Origin of the sequence: uncultured Cetobacterium sp. (assembly GCF_945952365.1) — a bacterium.
Classification (GTDB): Bacteria; Fusobacteriota; Fusobacteriia; order Fusobacteriales; family Fusobacteriaceae; genus Cetobacterium_A.
This window is the reverse complement of the sequence record NZ_CAMFHX010000008.1, coordinates 82088-99116: the sequence shown is the minus strand read 5'-3', so window position 1 is coordinate 99116 and position 17029 is coordinate 82088. Positions and strand designations below refer to the sequence as shown.

The 17029-nt window shown below is 29.9% G+C and carries 19 protein-coding genes; 15 read left to right on the top strand and 4 right to left on the bottom strand.

From position 1 onward, the window contains the following. Nucleotides 1–59 precede the first annotated feature (59 nt). The 4 genes from Q0O83_RS04350 to Q0O83_RS04335 are packed head-to-tail and all read left to right on the top strand — an operon-like array spanning nt 60 to nt 3692. Nucleotides 60–1352, top strand: coding sequence for an MFS transporter (locus tag Q0O83_RS04350; RefSeq protein WP_294094489.1), 1293 nt, complete (start codon nt 60–62; stop codon nt 1350–1352). A 14-nt stretch (nt 1353–1366) separates the two neighbouring features. Further along, on the top strand, nt 1367–2485 hold the full coding sequence (locus tag Q0O83_RS04345; protein WP_294094488.1) for a ComEC/Rec2 family competence protein: 1119 nt from the start codon (nt 1367–1369) through the stop codon (nt 2483–2485). A 30-nt stretch (nt 2486–2515) separates the two neighbouring features. Continuing rightward, nucleotides 2516–3115 (top strand): site-2 protease family protein, encoded by a 600-nt coding sequence (locus tag Q0O83_RS04340; protein WP_294094486.1) that lies wholly within the window; start codon nt 2516–2518, stop codon nt 3113–3115. Between the two features lies 1 nt (nt 3116). Next, the gene (locus tag Q0O83_RS04335; protein ID WP_294094484.1) at nt 3117–3692 is read left to right on the top strand and encodes a YigZ family protein; all 576 of its coding nucleotides are present in this window, start codon (nt 3117–3119) and stop codon (nt 3690–3692) included. A 30-nt stretch (nt 3693–3722) separates the two neighbouring features. Here Q0O83_RS04335 and Q0O83_RS04330 read toward each other — a convergent pair whose 3' ends face one another. Both Q0O83_RS04330 and Q0O83_RS04325 read right to left on the bottom strand, forming a co-directional pair. Then, nucleotides 3723–4406 (bottom strand): TIGR02206 family membrane protein, encoded by a 684-nt coding sequence (locus tag Q0O83_RS04330; protein WP_294094483.1) that lies wholly within the window; start codon nt 4404–4406, stop codon nt 3723–3725. Nucleotides 4407–4424: 18 nt separating this feature from the next. Continuing rightward, a complete protein-coding gene (locus Q0O83_RS04325; protein WP_294094481.1) occupies nt 4425–5045 on the bottom strand; it encodes a ribonuclease H family protein in 621 nt (206 codons plus the stop codon). Between the two features lie 149 nt (nt 5046–5194). Between Q0O83_RS04325 and rpmE the strand changes: the two genes are divergently transcribed. The 5 genes from rpmE to Q0O83_RS04300 all read left to right on the top strand — a co-directional run bounded on the left by rpmE (nt 5195) and on the right by Q0O83_RS04300 (nt 9736). Beyond that, the gene (rpmE, locus tag Q0O83_RS04320) at nt 5195–5410 is read left to right on the top strand and encodes a 50S ribosomal protein L31 (protein ID WP_294094479.1); all 216 of its coding nucleotides are present in this window, start codon (nt 5195–5197) and stop codon (nt 5408–5410) included. A gap of 62 nt (nt 5411–5472) precedes the next feature. Then, entirely contained in the window at nt 5473–6096 is a 624-nt protein-coding gene (upp, locus tag Q0O83_RS04315) for a uracil phosphoribosyltransferase (RefSeq protein WP_294094478.1), read from the top strand. A gap of 69 nt (nt 6097–6165) precedes the next feature. Continuing rightward, entirely contained in the window at nt 6166–7119 is a 954-nt protein-coding gene (locus Q0O83_RS04310) for a glycosyltransferase family 2 protein (protein ID WP_294094476.1), read from the top strand. 11 nt (nt 7120–7130) lie between these two features. Beyond that, a complete protein-coding gene (locus tag Q0O83_RS04305) occupies nt 7131–8216 on the top strand; it encodes a polysaccharide pyruvyl transferase family protein (protein WP_294094474.1) in 1086 nt (361 codons plus the stop codon). 8 nt (nt 8217–8224) lie between these two features. Then, nucleotides 8225–9736 (top strand): oligosaccharide flippase family protein, encoded by a 1512-nt coding sequence (locus Q0O83_RS04300; protein WP_294094473.1) that lies wholly within the window; start codon nt 8225–8227, stop codon nt 9734–9736. Nucleotides 9737–9739: 3 nt separating this feature from the next. Here Q0O83_RS04300 and Q0O83_RS04295 read toward each other — a convergent pair whose 3' ends face one another. Next, nucleotides 9740–10291 (bottom strand): DUF308 domain-containing protein, encoded by a 552-nt coding sequence (locus Q0O83_RS04295; protein ID WP_294094472.1) that lies wholly within the window; start codon nt 10289–10291, stop codon nt 9740–9742. Nucleotides 10292–10423: 132 nt separating this feature from the next. Here Q0O83_RS04295 and Q0O83_RS04290 point away from each other — a divergent pair, with 132 nt between their 5' ends. Continuing rightward, entirely contained in the window at nt 10424–11614 is a 1191-nt protein-coding gene (locus tag Q0O83_RS04290) for a pyridoxal phosphate-dependent aminotransferase (protein WP_294094470.1), read from the top strand. 44 nt (nt 11615–11658) lie between these two features. Here Q0O83_RS04290 and ruvC read toward each other — a convergent pair whose 3' ends face one another. Beyond that, nucleotides 11659–12240: a crossover junction endodeoxyribonuclease RuvC gene (gene ruvC, locus Q0O83_RS04285; RefSeq protein WP_294094469.1), complete on the bottom strand. Its 582-nt coding sequence runs from the start codon at nt 12238–12240 to the stop codon at nt 11659–11661. A gap of 115 nt (nt 12241–12355) precedes the next feature. On the opposite strand from ruvC, the gene rfaE2 reads away from it, so the two are divergent. The 5 genes from rfaE2 (at nt 12356) to trxA (ending at nt 16963) form a co-directional block, all read left to right on the top strand. Then, nucleotides 12356–12817 carry a D-glycero-beta-D-manno-heptose 1-phosphate adenylyltransferase gene (rfaE2, locus tag Q0O83_RS04280; protein ID WP_294094490.1) on the top strand — a complete coding sequence of 154 codons (462 nt, stop codon included), beginning with the start codon at nt 12356–12358 and terminating at the stop codon, nt 12815–12817. An 11-nt stretch (nt 12818–12828) separates the two neighbouring features. Beyond that, nucleotides 12829–13305, top strand: coding sequence for a tRNA (adenosine(37)-N6)-threonylcarbamoyltransferase complex ATPase subunit type 1 TsaE (tsaE, locus tag Q0O83_RS04275; protein WP_294094467.1), 477 nt, complete (start codon nt 12829–12831; stop codon nt 13303–13305). Beyond that, nucleotides 13286–13957, top strand: coding sequence for a tRNA (adenosine(37)-N6)-threonylcarbamoyltransferase complex dimerization subunit type 1 TsaB (gene tsaB, locus Q0O83_RS04270; protein ID WP_294094466.1), 672 nt, complete (start codon nt 13286–13288; stop codon nt 13955–13957). Before tsaE ends, tsaB begins: the two co-directional genes overlap by 20 nt. A gap of 18 nt (nt 13958–13975) precedes the next feature. Next, a complete protein-coding gene (locus Q0O83_RS04265) occupies nt 13976–16561 on the top strand; it encodes an FAD-dependent oxidoreductase (RefSeq protein WP_294094464.1) in 2586 nt (861 codons plus the stop codon). An 87-nt stretch (nt 16562–16648) separates the two neighbouring features. Continuing rightward, nucleotides 16649–16963 carry a thioredoxin gene (gene trxA, locus Q0O83_RS04260; RefSeq protein ID WP_294094463.1) on the top strand — a complete coding sequence of 105 codons (315 nt, stop codon included), beginning with the start codon at nt 16649–16651 and terminating at the stop codon, nt 16961–16963. Nucleotides 16964–17029 lie beyond the last annotated feature (66 nt).

The window sequence follows — 17029 nt, the reverse complement described above, 5'->3', positions numbered from 1 at the left end:
TTTATATATTTTATTAAAATAATTATAGAGTTTTATAAGTATTTGGTAACGGAGAAAATTTGAAGCAGAGAATACCATTATCAACACAGATATTTTATGGAGTAGGAGTTAGTTATGCAATAGTGGATCAAATATTTGCTCAGTGGATACTATATTTTTATTTACCACCAGAAAACTCAGGATTAAAACCATTTTTAACGCCAGTATTAATCTCACTAGCTTTGGCAATATCTAGAGTAGTAGATATGATTTCAGATCCAGTAGTTGGATACTTATCAGATAAGTTTAATAGTAGATGGGGAAGAAGAATACCGTTTATAGCAGCGGGAGCTATTCCGTTGGGGTTAGCAACAGTAGCATTTTTCTATCCGCCAGTTAGCAGTGAAAAAGCTACATTTATTTATCTGGCGATGGTTGGATCACTATTTTTTACTTTTTATACAATAGTTGGAGCACCATACAATGCACTTATTCCAGAGATAGGCGAAAACTCAGAGGAAAGATTAAATCTTTCAACATGGCAATCGGTATTTAGACTTATATATAGTGCAATAGCTATGATATTACCTGGAGTTTTAATAAAGTATTTTGGTAAAGGTGATACTTTAGTTGGAATTAGAGGGATGGTGATATCTTTAAGTGCTCTATGTGTTTTAGGTTTATTTGTAACTGTACTGTTGGTTCCAGAAAAAAAATACTCTAGACCAGTAGAAAATGTAGGAGCTATAAAAGAGATATTAAAAGAGGTTATAAAAGATAAAGATTTTATATATTATCTTTTAGGTTTACTTTTCTTCTTTGTAGGGTTTAATTCTCTTAGAGCTATGATGAACTATTATGTAGAAGATATAATGGGATATGGAAAGGAAACTATCACAATAGCTTCAGCACTGTTATTTGGAGCATCAGCGATATTTTTCTATCCAGTAAATAAGTTATCTAGAAAATTTGGGTATAGAAAGATTATGTTAGCTTCGTTGATTGCTTTAACAGTTTTAACAATTGCGTTATCTCTTCTTGGAAAAGTAATTCCAGTAAAATATGGTTTTTTAATATTTGGGCTACTAGGGATTCCAATTTCAGGAGCGGCATTTATATTCCCGCCAGCGATGATGAGTGATATAAGTGAAAAGATTAGTAAAAGAATTAACAATAGAATTGAGGGAGTTTGCTTTGGAATTCAAGGATTCTTTTTAAAAATGGCATTTTTAGTATCGATAGTGATACTACCATTGATGTTGGTTTTAGGAGGAAGTGGTGAGGTAACAAAGTATGGGATCTACTCAGCAGCAATGTTCTCAGCGGCATCTTTTGTAATCTCATATATATTTTATTTTAAATATAGTGAGTAAAATGAGGAGGGAAGTTGAAACGAATAGAGATTGGGGCAATAATATTAGTTTTTGCCTCAATTTTCTTTTTAAGGTTAAATTATGTAACGTTTAAAGAGAGAGTTGAGGTTGGGGACATAATCCAAATAAGTGGACGAGTCGACGCAGGTCAAGGAAAAGTTGAGACTATAAACAATAAATATTCAAAGCAAAATCTATTTTTTTCAGTTCATAGAGTTGGTGATGGTGAGAAAATTATTTTAGGTGAAGTGACAAAAATCAAAAAATCAAAATGGGGAACAACCTATTTTTTAAATTCAAATGAAATTTTAGATAAAGACAGTAGATTAAGAGTTTTTTTTAGAGACAGAATAGAAAGAATGACAAAAGAATATTCAGTAGGATTACTGTTATTTTTGAAAGCAACACTTTTAGGAGAGGGATATCTTCTAGATGATGAGTTAAAAGATATGTTTAGATATACAGGAACAGCTCATATACTAGTAATCTCTGGTTTACACATCGGAGTTATCATATCAGGAGTAGCATATATGTTATTTAAACTAAAAGTTCCTAAAAGAGAGAGGTATATTTTAACGTTATTAATTTTAACTTTATATGTTTTAGGAATAGGGAAATCACCATCTGTATTTCGAGCATATGTAATGGGAGCAATCTATATTTTAAGTAATATTTTGTATGAAAAAGCAGATGTAAAAAAATCTTTTTTCTTAGCATTTTTGATATCCTTAATTATATATCCTGCATGGGTTTATACAGTTTCATTTTGGATGTCATATATAGCTGTTTTTTCAATAATTTTTATCTATGAGAAAATTCCAAAAGTAAAAAAGTTTGAAGCAAAATTTGTAAATAAAATATGTAATACATTGTCTTTAAGCTTAACAATTCAACTTTGTATGACGCCGATATTTTATATATTTTTTAGAAATATACCGATGTTTTCATTTCTTAGTAATGTTATTTTAATACCTGTTGCATCAGTTTTTATAGTGATAAGTTTTTTAGCTTTATTTTTATCAAATTTTTATTTAGAATTTTTAATAATGCCAATTTTAAATATAAACTATTTACTTTTATTAGAGGTAGTTGAAGTATTAAATGGGATTCCATATTTGACTTTAGAATTGTAGATGTGATAATCTATTTATGAGGTGATGAAAATGTTCGTATTTAAAGTTATAATTTTGCTATTTTCTTTGGTGCTACATGAATTAGCTCATGGATATATGGCACTTTTTTGTGGAGATAAAACAGCTAAATATTCAGGGAGGTTATCGCTAAATCCTTTGAAACATTTAGACCCAATCGGAGCACTAATACCAGTTGTAATGCTACTGAGTGGAAGTAACTTTATATTTGGATGGGCAAAGCCAGTTCCAGTAAATTATTTTGCTTTTAGAAATGGTAGAGTTGGAGAATTTTTAGTATCAATAGCGGGTGTATTAACAAACTATTCTTTAATGATAATAGGAGCTCTTTTGATTAGGTTTGATATAGTACCATTCAATGATCTATCGGTATATTTTATAATTATAAACATGGCGTTAGGAACATTTAATCTATTACCAATTCCGCCGTTAGATGGTTCTAGAATAATAGCTTCATTTTTAAATGATGAAAACAGAATAAGAATATTTACAATAGATACCTATGGAATATTTATAATATTAGGGCTTAGTTATTTTGGTATTTTGAGTAAAATAATGTCTCCAATATACAATATAATAATTGGAGTAGTAGATTTAATAATTAGGAGTTAGAATGAAAAGTATAAAAAAAGCAGTGAGAATAGAGTTTGAAGAGAGGAAATCGAAATTTATAGGATACGCAAAACCGATTTCATCAAAAGAGGAAGCAGAGGAATTTATAGATATGATTAGAGAGATGCATCCAGATGCAACTCATAACTGTACTGTCTATAGAGTTATAGATAATGGGCAAGAGTATTTCAAAGCTGATGATGACGGAGAGCCAAGTGGAACAGCAGGAAAACCTATGGGTGAGATTCTTACTTATATGGATGTAAACAATATTGCAGTTGTAGCTACAAGATATTTTGGCGGAATAAAATTAGGAGCTGGAGGCCTTGTAAGAAACTACGCTAAAACAGCAAAATTAGCAGTTTTAGAGGGTGAAATTGCAGAGTTTATAGAGCGTCAAGAGTGTCTTTTAGACTTCTCTTATGAAAAGATAAATGAGATTGATAATCTATTAATAAATGGAAATGAAGAGTTACTAAATAAAGATTTTAATGAAAGAGTAACTTATAGAGTAAGGGTATCAGACGAAACTTTAGAAAAATTAAAAGAGTTAAAGGATATCTTGGTTATAATTTAAGAAATAAAAAACAGGTAGAATCTTAAAATTCTACCTGTTTACTTTTACTTTGTAATCTTTTTTTTTAAATACAAATAGTAATAATAAAGTTAAAATGATATATGCAAATTCAACTACTATTATATAGTATGGCCACTCACCAAAATAGTCAAGAGGTGATTGGAAACTAGGTTTTCTATTTATATATAGATAGTTAGTTCCAAGAACGCTATTTATAAAAAATACCCCAGCCATAATAACATTTATTCCAAGGAAAGATCCAGTCCAAGTTTCTAAAGATGGTCTTAACTTAAAAATTTTGTATTCAACAATAGCTGTAAAAATTATGTAGCAGTGCGTTGAGAAAAAGCTAATGTTGAAAAAATGAGGGAAGGTTTCTCTAACCTCAGGTGTTAATAGTGCAAAGATTGCTCCGATAGACCAGAAAAATGTTGCGTACAAAAATGGAGTAAATCTAAGTGTAGTACCTAAAATAGCAAAAATAAGAGTTATATTGCAAAGATGTAAAGGAAGTAGTGAGTACCAAGCTTCTCCAATTAATTTATATCTGATAAAGAGTTCTCCACACTTTATCATCAAAATAATTAAAGAGATTACTCTCATAACTTTTTTAGGTTGTGGGCTATACTTTACTCCAAAATAAAGAAAAACAAAAACTAACGAATATCCCAAAAGATAAAAAAGATGTAACTTATCAAACAGTTCAAACTCCATTAAATTATCCTCCTAGTTTTATTTATGAAAACCTAAATCTGCAGGGTTGATATCACCAGAAACATGTTCGATTTTTCCACCGACATTTTCAAATTGCTCTCTTCTTGCAGCGGTTTTTTTTATAAGATTTATTGTTTTTTCATTTAACGACGATTTATTATAATGCCCTTTAGACCAATAATCAATAATTAATTTACTATCTCCAAAAATTTTTAAATTATTTTTTCTAATTGCTATATCGATAGCTAAGTATATACCAATTAATTCACCGTAGTTATTTGTGCTACCTTCTGGAGCTAAATAGTTTCCAAACTCATTTATCATATGTTCAGGCATAATATTATCCAAAAGAGATGCTCCTTTTATATCAGTAACTCTAACTTCAACTCCAATTCCTCTACCAGTTCCAGCATCGAAATATATCCCATCGATAAGTTTTTCTTTAGCTTCTTTTATTTTCTGTTTTTTATCTTCGTAGATTCCACCTTCAGAAAGCCAGTCTTTAGCTTCTTTTTCAGTCTTAAAAGATTTATACCTCGCTTTCTTTCCTTTTGTTAACTGTTGACACTCAGGCCAAGAAGTAACAATAGCAGAATAGTTTTCTTTATCTATAATAAAAGCATAATATTTAGTAGCCATAACTCTCCTTTATTTTTTTATATATATTTTATCATAAAATTTTATAAAAATAAAAAACTTTATGTGAGTGGCAAAAAAGTGTTGCAAAAGTCAAAAAATTATGATAAAATCTTTACGATAAATAGAAAGATTATAGGAAGGTGACAATAATGAGAAAAGGAATTCATCCTGATTACAAATTACTTACTGTTGACTGTACTTGTGGAAACAAGTTCGAAACAAGATCAACAATGAACGCAAAGGACGCAGAGCTTAAAATAGCTGTATGTGCTAACTGCCACCCATTCTACACTGGAAAAGCTAAGTTCGTAGACGCTGCTGGAAGAGTAGAGCAATTCAACAAGAAGTTTGGATTAAAGAAATAAGAAATAAAAAAACGGGACTATGTCCTGTTTTTTTTTAAAGTATAAGTAACAGGGAGGTTAAAATGGCTGTAATAGAGATAAATCATCCATTAATACAACACAAATTAACAATATTAAGAAATAAAGAGACTGACACAAAGTCTTTTAGAGAGAATCTAAATGAAATCTCAAAGTTAATGACTTATGAAGTAACAAAAAATTTAGTTTTAGAAGAGATAGAGGTTCAAACTCCTCTAATGAAAACAGTTGGATATACGTTAGGAACGAATATTGCAGTTGTACCTATTTTAAGAGCTGGATTAGGAATGGTAGATGGGATAGTTTCATTAATTCCAACGGCAAAAATAGGTCATATAGGAGTTTATAGAGATGAAGAAACTCTAGAGCCAGTATACTATTACTGTAAACTTCCTGTAGATGTACAAAATAAACAAGTTATATTAGTAGATCCTATGTTAGCAACTGGAGGATCAGCTATATATGCAATAGATTACCTAAAGCAATCTGGAGTTAAAAACATAGTATTTATGTGTTTAGTAGCTGCTCCAGAAGGAATAGCAAAAGTTTTACAAACGCATCCAGATGTAGCTATTTATACAGCTAAAATAGACCAAGGTTTAGATTCAAACGGATATATTTATCCAGGTTTAGGAGATTGTGGAGACAGAATATTTGGAACAAAATAACTATAATGGGTGGCTGTATGTCCACCCTTTTTATTTTTCATAGAGATAAATTTTGAGGAGGAAAAAGATATGCTAAGTGTGATAATTCCAGCTTATAATGTTGAAAAATATATTGAAAGATGTATTAAATCAGTTTTAAATCAAACTTTAAAAGAGATTGAAATAATTGTTATCGACGATGGTTCAAAAGATGGGACTTCAAAAATTTGTGAGCAGTTAGCTAATCATTATAGTAATATAATTTATAAAAAAGTGAAGAATGGTGGTTGCAGTGCAGCTAGAAATTGTGGTCTCTCTTTAGCACAAGGAAAATATATTGCATTCTTAGATTCCGATGATTGGGCGGATGAAGATATGTATAAAGAGATGGTAGAGATAGCGGAAAATGAGTTTGCAGATATTGTTATTTCTGGCTTTAAAAAGCTAGATGAGAATAAAAATCTTTTAGCCAATGTTGAGGTAGATAAAAGAGATGATAAAGACAGCTATACAGATTGTACAACAGAGTGGTTTTCATCGCCTTGTAATAAAATCTATAGAAAAGAGATGATTAAAAAAAATAAAATTCAATTTTTATTAGATGTTTATACAGGGGAAGATATGTTTTTTAACTTTATGTGTTTTTTCTTCAGTAAAAAAGTTGTTTCTATTAATAAACCATATTATAATTATTTTATGAACACAGCTTCTGTATCGAATAATTATAAAAATAGAACAGACATATATCTAGTTATAGATGAACTAATAAAATTCTATAAAGAGAATGATGTATATGAGAAGAATATAGATAAAGTTAGAGAATGTTTTAAATATCATGGTATAATGTATCCTTTTGATGTTTTACAAAGATTGAGTGAAAATAAAATTGAGGGATGGAAAAGGTTTTATTTAAAAATAAAAGAAGAAATAGATAGATTTGAAGAGTTGAAAACTTTTGAAATAAAATGTTATTACTATTTTAGAATTTTGAGATTGAAAATGATAGGTTTAAAAAAGTATAAAAAGATACTAACAAGAAAATAGGGTGAGGGAAAGTGAAAAAAATATTAATAAAGGCATATGCACAAATGAATTTAGGCGATGACCTTTTTATAAAAATGCTTTGTGAAAGATATAAAGAAACTGAGTTTTATCTTTATGCAACACCAGAGTATGAGAATTTAAAGGGAATTGATACTGAGAATTTAAATATACTTTATAACGATACTTTTGCTAAGAAAATCTTATTCCGTTTGGGAAGAAAATTTGGGATTCCAAATATATTAGAGGATTTGAAAGCGAGAGAGTTAGATGGTGTTGTAAATATAGGAGGATCTATATTTATAGAAAATGATTTTTCAGAAGAGGATTTTAAAGTTAGAGAGAGAAATTTAGATTTTGGAAAAAACTATTTTATTCTAGGAGCAAATTTTGGACCATATAAAAATGAAGGATTTAGAGATATGTACCATGAGTTCTTTAAAAGTTGTAAGGATGTTTGTTTTAGAGAGAGATATTCATATGAACTTTTTGAAGATTTAGAAAATGTTAGATATGGAAATGATATTGTATTTAGCTTGAAAATGGAACCTAATGAGGTAGAGAACTATGTCCTATTCTCAATTGTGTTACCATCTGGAAGACCTGGATTTACAGGAATAGAGTCTGAGTATTTTAATAGATTGAAAACTTTGACACTAGATATTATAAAATCAGGTAAAAAAGTTAAATTTATGTCGTTTTGCCAAGGTGAAAGGGATGAAGAAGCTATAAGTAAGTTATTAAATATGATTCCAAATGAGCAGCATAAACATATAACAAAATATCTTTATAGAGGAGATATAAATGAAGCCTTAGATATAATCAATAAAGCTGAGAGTGTTGTAGCAACAAGATTCCATGCAATGATATTAGGATTTATATTTAAAAAGCCAGTATTTCCTATAACTTATAGTAAAAAGATGACAAATGTTTTAGAGGATTTAGATTTTAAAGGAAATTTTGCATCATTAGATAATCTGAAAAATTTAAACTATGAAAAGTATAAAGAGAATTTAGCACTGTCGGATGAAGTTTTAATGAAAGCATCAAAAGATGGAGAAAAACATTTCTTAAAGCTAGATGAATTTTTATCAATATAGGTAAAGCTATGGCAAAAAACGAATTGAAAGTTGGAACGGCACTCTCAATGTTAACTATAATAATGAGTTCTTTAATTCAAATTGTATATACACCACTATATATGAGATATTTAGGTCCGGCTGACTATGGAATTAACTCATTGGTTCAATCTATAATGGGATATATCTCAATTTTGAATTTAGGTCTTGGAAATACTATGCTGAGATATACTGTTAGATACAGAGCGTCTGGAAAATTGGAAGAGGAAAAATCTTTAAACGGGATGTTTTTATCTATTTTTTCGATACTTATGGTTTTGGCCATTGGAATTGGAAGTTATATATTTTTTAATATCGAAACATTTTTTGGAGAGAGATTTACAGCAATTGAATTAGAGAAAACAAAAATGGTTTTCATAATATTATCTTTAAATGTAGTTCTTTCATTTCCATTAACTATTTTTTCAACAAATATAAGTTCGAAAGAGAAGTTTATATATCAAAGAGGAGTAAAACTATTAGCAATGGTATTGAATCCAATTATAGGTGCTTTACTTATGATAAATGGGTTTGGATTAATTAGTGTAACATTATCCACACTATTTTTTGCAATAATATCCTATCTCTTTGATATAGTTTATGCAATAAAATTAGGAATGAGAATAAAGTTTTCAAAATTTGATTACAGTATTTTAAAAGAGATATTTACATACTCGTTTTTTATATTTTTAAACGTACTTATAGATCAAATATATTGGGGAACAGATAGAGTTATAATAGGTAAATATATTGGAGTAGCGGGTGTAGCAATATATTCTGTTGGAGCTATTTTTAATACTCTTTACACTGGGTTTGCTGCTGCTATAGCTGGAGTTTTATTTCCGAGAATAAATAGATTGATTGTAGAGGGAAAACATAATGAGATAGATGGGCTATTTTTAAAAGTTGGAAGGCTACAGTATATTCTTTTGGGTTTAATCTCTTCTGGATTTGTTTTATTTGGAAAAGATTTTATAACTCTTTGGGTAGGAAAAGAGTATATAGAAGCTTATAGAATAGCCCTTTGGATAATGATTCCTTTGACAGTTCCTTTGATTCAAAGTATAGGTGTGAGTATAATGCAGGCAAAAAATATGCATCAGTTTAGATCGGTTGTTTATCTGGTAATAGCACTTTTGAATTTAGGTATGAGTATTTTTTTAGTAAAAAAATATGGAGTGATAGGGTGTGCTATAGCTACGGGAATATCATTTATATTAGGGCAGATAATAATAATGAATATATATTATAAAGTGGTTGTAGAGTTAGATATAGTTAATTTCTGGAAAAATATATTAAAAATGTCAGTTCCAATATTTATAGCGATGATTTTTGGAACTCTTTTAAATAGATATTTAAAAGAAGTAAACTATTTAAAATTTATAGTAAAAATAGTGATATATACAATTTTATATTGTTTATTACTTTGGAAGATGGGATTGAATGAGTATGAAAAATCTCAAATACCAATTTCAAAAATTTTAAAGAAAATAAAAAAGTGATGATTAAATCTCATCACTTTTTTTGTTAGTTATATACTCCTCTGTTAAGAAGTGAATTCCTAAAAATAGAATATACCATCCGAAAACTATGTAAACGGCTTTATCTGTAAGCAGAGGTAAAACTACAATCAACGATCCGAAAAGGAAATGTAAAAGTCCTTTCACGATAACTAAAACTCTAACCTTAGCTTTTGTTTTTTCCCAAGAGGTAAACTTGTTATCCCTTCCTAAGATTAAAATTAATCCTTTTAAACAAAGTAAAACACCGATATAGCTTGTAAAGAATAGTTGGCTAGTAAAATTATTTAAAAGAATAACTGCTACCGAGATAAGTTCAACTATACCCTCACCTAAAACAAGCCCCCAATGGAAGTATGGACTTTTTCTATTACTTGTTGAATAGAAAATATGGTAAGCTCCATTTAAAAATAAAACGGTACTTAAAATATATTCAATATTTTTATTAAAAAATCCCATATTGCTGATTCCAAGAGCGCCAATTAAAACATAAAAAATCCCCAGTGTTAAGAAAAATGATTTAAAATTTACTTTCATTATAGATTCTCCCTTAAAGAATAGTTATTGATAAAATTATATCAAAGATTAGTTTACACTTCAATCAAAAAAAACTTCACATAAAGGCAAGAGCTTGGTATAATATTAAAAAAGTTTGCTTAGGAGGGACAGATGTTTTCAAAAAATATACAAAATTTAAAAACATCTCCTGTAAGAGAGTTGATACCATACTCGAAAAAAGCTAAAGAAGCTGGGATAGACATTATACATTTAAATATAGGACAACCAGATTTAGAAACTCCAAAGGAGTTTTTTGAAGCAGTAGAGAATTTTGGACAAGAAACAATAGCGTATTCAGACTCTTCGGGGAGAAAAGAGTTAATAGACTCAGTAAAAGGATATTATAAAAATTTAGGGATGAATTATGACAGTGAGGAAATCTTAATAACTGCAGGAGGAAGTGAAGCACTATTATTTACGTTGATGACACTCTTTGATGCAGGAGAAGAGGTTTTAATTCCAGAACCATATTATGCAAATTACAATAGTTTCTTTGCAATGTTAGGAATAAAGGTTGTGGGGATACCGACTCAATTTGAAGATAACTTTAAGTTACCAAAAAAAGAGGTTATTGAAAGTTTAGTGACAGAGAAAACAAAGGCAATAATGTTTTCAAATCCAGGGAATCCAACAGGCTCAGTTTATTCAAAAGATGAACTGCTTATGCTAAATGAGATTTCTAAGGAGAAAAATTTATTTTTAATCAGTGATGAGGTTTACAGAGAGTTTATCTATGATGGAAAAGACACAGTTAGCTGTGGAACATTTAGTGACAATTTAGAGAGAATTATTTTGATAGATTCAATATCAAAAAGATTCTCAACATGTGGAGCTAGAGTAGGAACTATTTTAAATAAAAATAAAGAGTTCATGGCATATATTTTAAAACTTTGTCAATCAAGACTATCTATTTCAACTTTAGATATGGTTGGAGCAGAAGCTCTTTATAGATGTAAAGATAGAGCTTATTATGAAGTTGTAAATGCGAAGTATATGGAGAGAAGAGATTTCCTATATGAAGGATTAAAAAATATAGAGGGTGTTGTGTTAAATAAACCTGAGGGGGCTTTCTATTGTATTGTTCAACTTCCAGTAGAAGATGCGACAGAGTTTTCAAAATGGTTATTGGGAGAGTTTTCATACGATAACTCAACTGTTATGTTAACACCAGCAAAAGGATTTTATCAAAGAGAGGAGTTAGGAGTAAATAAGGTTAGAATATCTTATGCTCTAGACTTAGATAGATTAGAAAAAGCTGTGAAAATAATTGAGTTAGGATTAAAAAAATACAACTCAAAATAGATATAAAAAAGGTGTCAGAAAAAATATTCTGGCACCTAATTTTTTTATTTTTTTAGCAGGAGTTCACGGAACTCTTTTGCAGTCATTCTATTACTTTTTATCTCTTTCTCGACTTTAGTTGGAGCCGTAAGAGCAACTTTTGGTGTATATAACGAGTTTGTTAATGAGTTTATATGAGTTATAGCAACAGCGATAGCATCAGCTGCATCATCTGGCTTTGGAATCTCATCAAGTTTTAATATTTTTTGAACCATCAATTGAACCTGTTTCTTATCAGCTTTTCCATATCCAGTTATTCCCATTTTTACTTGTAAAGGAGTATAGTTTTCAATTTGAAGATTTTTTCTTTTTCCAGCTAAAACAATAACTCCCCTAGCTTGTCCAACACTGATAACTGTTTTGTTATTTTTGAAGAAGAAGAGTTCCTCTATCGCCATAAACTGTGGTGAATATAAATCTATAATCTCCTCTAACTCATCAAAAATTTGAAGAAGTCTATCCTCCATAGCTAAATTTTTATCTGTAAAAATACATCCATATTTTATAAGAACAATCTTATTTTCTTTATAATCTACAATAGAATATCCAACAATAGCTGTTCCTGGATCGATACCTAAAATTCTCAAAAAAATCACCTCGCTTTAGTTTAACATGTCGAAAGAAAAAAAACTAGCAGGTGTATATAAGTTTAAAAATTATGGTATAATAAAAACAAAAATGATGATAGTAGGAGAGAGAGATATGATTTTGAAAAGAGCTATGGCAGCACAGTTAATAGAAGAGTTAAAAATACAAAATAAAAAAGTAGTATTCACAAATGGATGCTTTGATATTTTACACGTTGGACATCTGACTTATTTAAACGAAGCTAAAAGACAGGGGGATATTCTGATTGTAGGAGTAAATTCTGATGCTTCAGTAAAAAGATTAAAGGGTGAATCAAGACCAATAAACAGTGAGTTAGATAGAGCAGAGATGTTATGTGGTTTAAAAGCTGTAGATTATACAGTTATTTTTGAAGAGGATACTCCATGTGAGCTTTTAGATGAATTAAAGCCATCAATTCATGTTAAAGGTGGAGATTATACAAAGGATGATTTACCAGAAACAAAGATTGTTGAAAAAAATGGTGGAGAAGTAAGAATTTTAGGATTTGTTGAAGGAAAATCTACAACAAATATAGTTAACAAGATACAAGGATAGGTGAAAAGTTAGTGAGAAAGATATTAAAATTTGAAGAGATTAATGCTTTGGCTAAAAAGTTAGCAGACTATGTTTCGCCAAATACAGTAGTAGCACTGATTGGTGATTTAGGTACTGGAAAAACAACGTTTACAAAAAACTTTGCAAAAGAGCTAGGGATAGAGGAAAATTTAAAAAGTCCAACATTTAATTATGTATTGGAGTATTTAGATGGAAGATTACCACTTTATCACTTTGATGTTTATAGACTTGGAAGTGCAGATGAAATATACGAGATAGGGTATGAGGATTATATAAATAACGATGGTGTTGCTTTAATAGAGTGGGCAAATATAATCGAAAGTGAGTTACCAAAAAAATATATAAAAATAGAGTTTGAATATGCTTTAGAAACAGAGGATTTAGAAGTGAGAGCTGTAAATTTAGAGTATGTTGGAGATAAAGAGAAAGAGGAGGAGATGTTAAAATATGTTGATTTTAGCTATTGATACATCTACAAATATAGGGACAGTTGCTCTATATGATGATAAAAAAGGATTGGTTGGAGAAATAACTTTAAATGTAAAGCAAAATCATTCAGCAATAACAATGACAACTATTGATACACTGTTCAGTTTAACAGGTGTGGATAAAAAAAATATAGATAAAATTGCTGTAAGCATTGGTCCAGGATCATTTACTGGAATTAGAATTGGAGTTGGGCTAGCAAAAGGATTAGCTTATGCTTTGAAAAAATCTATTGCAGGAATAAATGAACTAGATTTATTAGCTCAAACTTACACTGGAGATAAAAAAGTTATAGCGATGCTAGATGCTAGAAAGGAAAGAGTATTCGCTGGAGTATATAAGAAAGAGAATGGTGCCTTTGTTTTAGAGGGTGAGTATATGGCAGAGGAGTTAGAAAATATTTTAAACTCTGTAGAGGAAGAAACAGTTTTCGTTGGTGATGGAGCTATTGTATATGAAGATATAATAAAAAATAAAATAGGCGATAAAGCTATTTTTATTAAAAAATCACTAAATGTTTCGAGAGCTTCACTGTTAGCTGAGCTAGCAGTAGAGAAAGAGGATAACTTATTTACACTAGAGCCATACTACGTTACAAAATCACAAGCTGAAAGAGAGAAAGAGGCTAAATAAAAATTTTGAGGTGGGATTATGAACTCTTTTAAATTAAAAAAAGATATCTATTGGGTAGGATCGTTGAATCCTGATTTGAAGGTTTTTGATGTAATAATGGAAACTCAGTTTGGAACTACTTATAACTCTTATTTATTAAAAGGTAGTGAAAAGATTGCTATTTTTGAAACGGTTAAAGAGACAAAGTTTAGTGAGTTTGTAGAGAGGCTTAAAACTGCTTTAGATGATATAAAATTGATTGATTACATAGTTTTGAATCATACAGAACCTGATCATTCGGGATCTGTAGGAAAACTATTGGATTTAGCACCGAATGCAAAAGTTGTAGGATCGAAAAATACAATTGAATTTTTAAAGGGGATTTTAAATAAAGATTTCCCTCATATAGTTGTTGAGCATGGAGATACTATTTCTTTAGGAGATAAAACTCTAAAATTTATTTCAGCTCCATTTTTACATTGGCCGGATTCTATATATACATATATAGAAGAGGATAAAGTTTTAGTAACATGTGATTCTTTTGGTTCGCACTATAGCTTTGATGATATTTTACTTTCAAAGTTACCACTAGAGAAAAAAAGAGATTATATGGTCGCTTTAAGATACTATTATATGTGTATTTTCTCACCATTTAGAAAATATGTTTTAGAAGGTGTGGAAAAGATAAAAGATTTAAAAATAGATATGATTTTACCAGGTCATGGACCAGTTTTAGATGTGGATATAGATAAAGTTATTGAAACATATAAAAATTGGTCAACAGTAAAAAATCCAAATGAATTTAAAAGTGTTGTAATCCCTTATGCTACAGCTTATGGATATACAAGAGAGCTAGCAAAAGAGATAGAAAAAGGAATAAAAGATTATAACAGCACAGTAGAAGTAAAAAGTTATGACTTAGATGTACAAAACTTTGGAAAGCTAGAGGGTGAAATATTAAGAGAGTTTCAGTGGGCTGATGGAATAATATTTGGAAGCTGCACAATAAATGGAGATACACTTCCAGTTATTTGGAATCTTTTGACATCTTTAAATCCAATTGTTCATGGTGGAAAATATGTTTCAGCTTTTGGAAGTTATGGATGGAGTGGAGAAGCTGTTCCAAATATTTTAGATAGATTGAATCAACTTCGAATGAATGTTATCGATGGAATAAAAGTAAACTTTAGAGCTTCGAGAAAAGATTTAGATTCAGCTTTCGAGTTTGGACAAAATTTTGCAAAGCATATGTTCTTAAAAACTATTCCAGAAAAAATCAGAGTAGAGGAAGTAGAAAATCTTAATCCAGATAGAAAACTTATGAGATGGACTTGTAGTGTTTGTGGTGAAAGTTATAATCAGATTGACGCACCAGATATTTGTCCAGCTTGTGGAGTTGGAAAAGAGTTCTTTGTACCATCGAATCTTGAAGAGAAAACAAAGAAGGTAGAAACAACAGATACCATTGTAATTATAGGTGGTGGAATCGCAGCTCTTTCTGCAGCTAAAACAGTTAGAGAGAGAAGCGATAATGCAAAAGTTATAATTTTATCAAATGAAAATGAATATCCATACTATAGAACTCTTTTATCAGAGATGATAGGAGAGGGAATTGCTAGAGAGCAGTTTTTAGTTAAAAATGAGAAATGGTATGAGGATAAAAATATAGAGGTTAGATTAAATACAGTTGTAGAAAATATAGACTCAAGTAAAAAGGTTTTGAAAACATCTTCAGGAGAAATCTCATATGATAAATTAATAATAGCGACTGGAGCAAAGGCGATGATGCCAAGTATAGGTAATTCACATCTAGAAGGAATATTTACCGTTAGAGATAAAAATGATGTTGATAAAATAAGAAAATACTCTTTTGGAAAGAAAAAAGCGGTTGTTATCGGTGGAGGAGTTTTAGGACTTGAATCGGCATGTGGACTTCAAAAGTTAGGGTTAGAAGTTTCAATTGTGGAGATGATGCAAAGAATTTTGCCAAGACAGCTAGATGAGGATGGTTCAAAGCTTTTTGAAGCATGTATAGTTAAAAGTGATGTTAAGTTATATAAGAACTCAAAAGCTGAAAGGTTTAAAGGAACTTCTGAAGTTGAAGGTATATATTTAGACAGTGGAGAGTTTGTAGAGGCAGATGTTGTAGTTATAAGTTCAGGAATTGTTCCAAATAAAGAGTTAGCTCAGCAAGCGGATATAAAAACCAATAGAGGAGTTGTAGTTGATGAAAAAATGCAGACATCTGAAAAAGATATCTACGCTTGTGGGGATGTTGCAGAGTACAAAGGAAATGTAATTGGACTTTGGCAAATATCATCTGATCAAGGACGAGTTGCTGCTTTAAGTGCTCTTGGAATTGATGAAAAGTATGAGGATAAAATTCAACCAGTAACATTTGAAGGAATGGGAACAAAAATATTCTCAGCAGGTGGAGTTTTAGAGACAGGAGATGCAATATCAGAAACAGTTTATGATAAGTTAGTTTATAAAAAATTAAACTTCAAAAATGATGAGATAGTATCAGGAATTTTGATTGGAGATGTCGAAAAAGGAATCACAATAATAAAAGGTTTAAAAGAGAGAGAAAAAAAAGGAAACCTTTTAAAAAAGTTCTATAAATAGGTAAGAAATTAAAATTGACAAAAATAGTTAGGTATGTTAAAGTACAACTACATTTAAAGGAAGATTTTCCGTGTTAAGGAGGAAAAAATGGGAAAAGTTTTAAGTTTAAATAATTCAAATTTCAAAAGTGAAGTAGCAGAATCAAAAGGAATTGTATTAGTAGATTTCTGGGCTGACTGGTGTGGGCCTTGTAAGATGTTAGCTCCAATTTTAGAAGAGCTTTCAGGAGAAACTGCAGCAAAAATATGTAAAGTAAACGTAGACGAAAGTGGAGAGTTAGCTGGAGATTACGGAATTAGAAGTATTCCAACAATGATTATCTTTAAAGATGGAGTTAAAGTTGATCAAATCGTTGGATTAAGACAAAAATCAGAACTTTTAGAAAAATTGAATTCTTATTAAAATAATAAATAAAAAGGTTGCTACTGGCAACCTTTTTTGTTTTATGGTATAATTGAACTTAACATA

What these genes read in the sequence shown, in the direction of transcription:
- Q0O83_RS04340 (WP_294094486.1), top strand. Translation starts at nt 2,516, where the DNA reads ATGTTCGTATTTAAAGTTATAATTTTGCTATTTTCTTTGGTGCTACAT.
- Q0O83_RS04335 (WP_294094484.1), top strand. Translation starts at nt 3,117, where the DNA reads ATGAAAAGTATAAAAAAAGCAGTGAGAATAGAGTTTGAAGAGAGGAAA.
- Q0O83_RS04330 (WP_294094483.1), bottom strand. Translation starts at nt 4,406, where the DNA reads ATGGAGTTTGAACTGTTTGATAAGTTACATCTTTTTTATCTTTTGGGA.
- Q0O83_RS04325 (WP_294094481.1), bottom strand. Translation starts at nt 5,045, where the DNA reads ATGGCTACTAAATATTATGCTTTTATTATAGATAAAGAAAACTATTCT.
- rpmE (WP_294094479.1), top strand. Translation starts at nt 5,195, where the DNA reads ATGAGAAAAGGAATTCATCCTGATTACAAATTACTTACTGTTGACTGT.
- upp (WP_294094478.1), top strand. Translation starts at nt 5,473, where the DNA reads ATGGCTGTAATAGAGATAAATCATCCATTAATACAACACAAATTAACA.
- Q0O83_RS04310 (WP_294094476.1), top strand. Translation starts at nt 6,166, where the DNA reads ATGCTAAGTGTGATAATTCCAGCTTATAATGTTGAAAAATATATTGAA.
- Q0O83_RS04300 (WP_294094473.1), top strand. Translation starts at nt 8,225, where the DNA reads ATGGCAAAAAACGAATTGAAAGTTGGAACGGCACTCTCAATGTTAACT.
- Q0O83_RS04295 (WP_294094472.1), bottom strand. Translation starts at nt 10,291, where the DNA reads ATGAAAGTAAATTTTAAATCATTTTTCTTAACACTGGGGATTTTTTAT.
- Q0O83_RS04290 (WP_294094470.1), top strand. Translation starts at nt 10,424, where the DNA reads ATGTTTTCAAAAAATATACAAAATTTAAAAACATCTCCTGTAAGAGAG.
- rfaE2 (WP_294094490.1), top strand. Translation starts at nt 12,356, where the DNA reads ATGATTTTGAAAAGAGCTATGGCAGCACAGTTAATAGAAGAGTTAAAA.
- tsaB (WP_294094466.1), top strand. Translation starts at nt 13,286, where the DNA reads ATGTTGATTTTAGCTATTGATACATCTACAAATATAGGGACAGTTGCT.
- Q0O83_RS04265 (WP_294094464.1), top strand. Translation starts at nt 13,976, where the DNA reads ATGAACTCTTTTAAATTAAAAAAAGATATCTATTGGGTAGGATCGTTG.
- trxA (WP_294094463.1), top strand. Translation starts at nt 16,649, where the DNA reads ATGGGAAAAGTTTTAAGTTTAAATAATTCAAATTTCAAAAGTGAAGTA.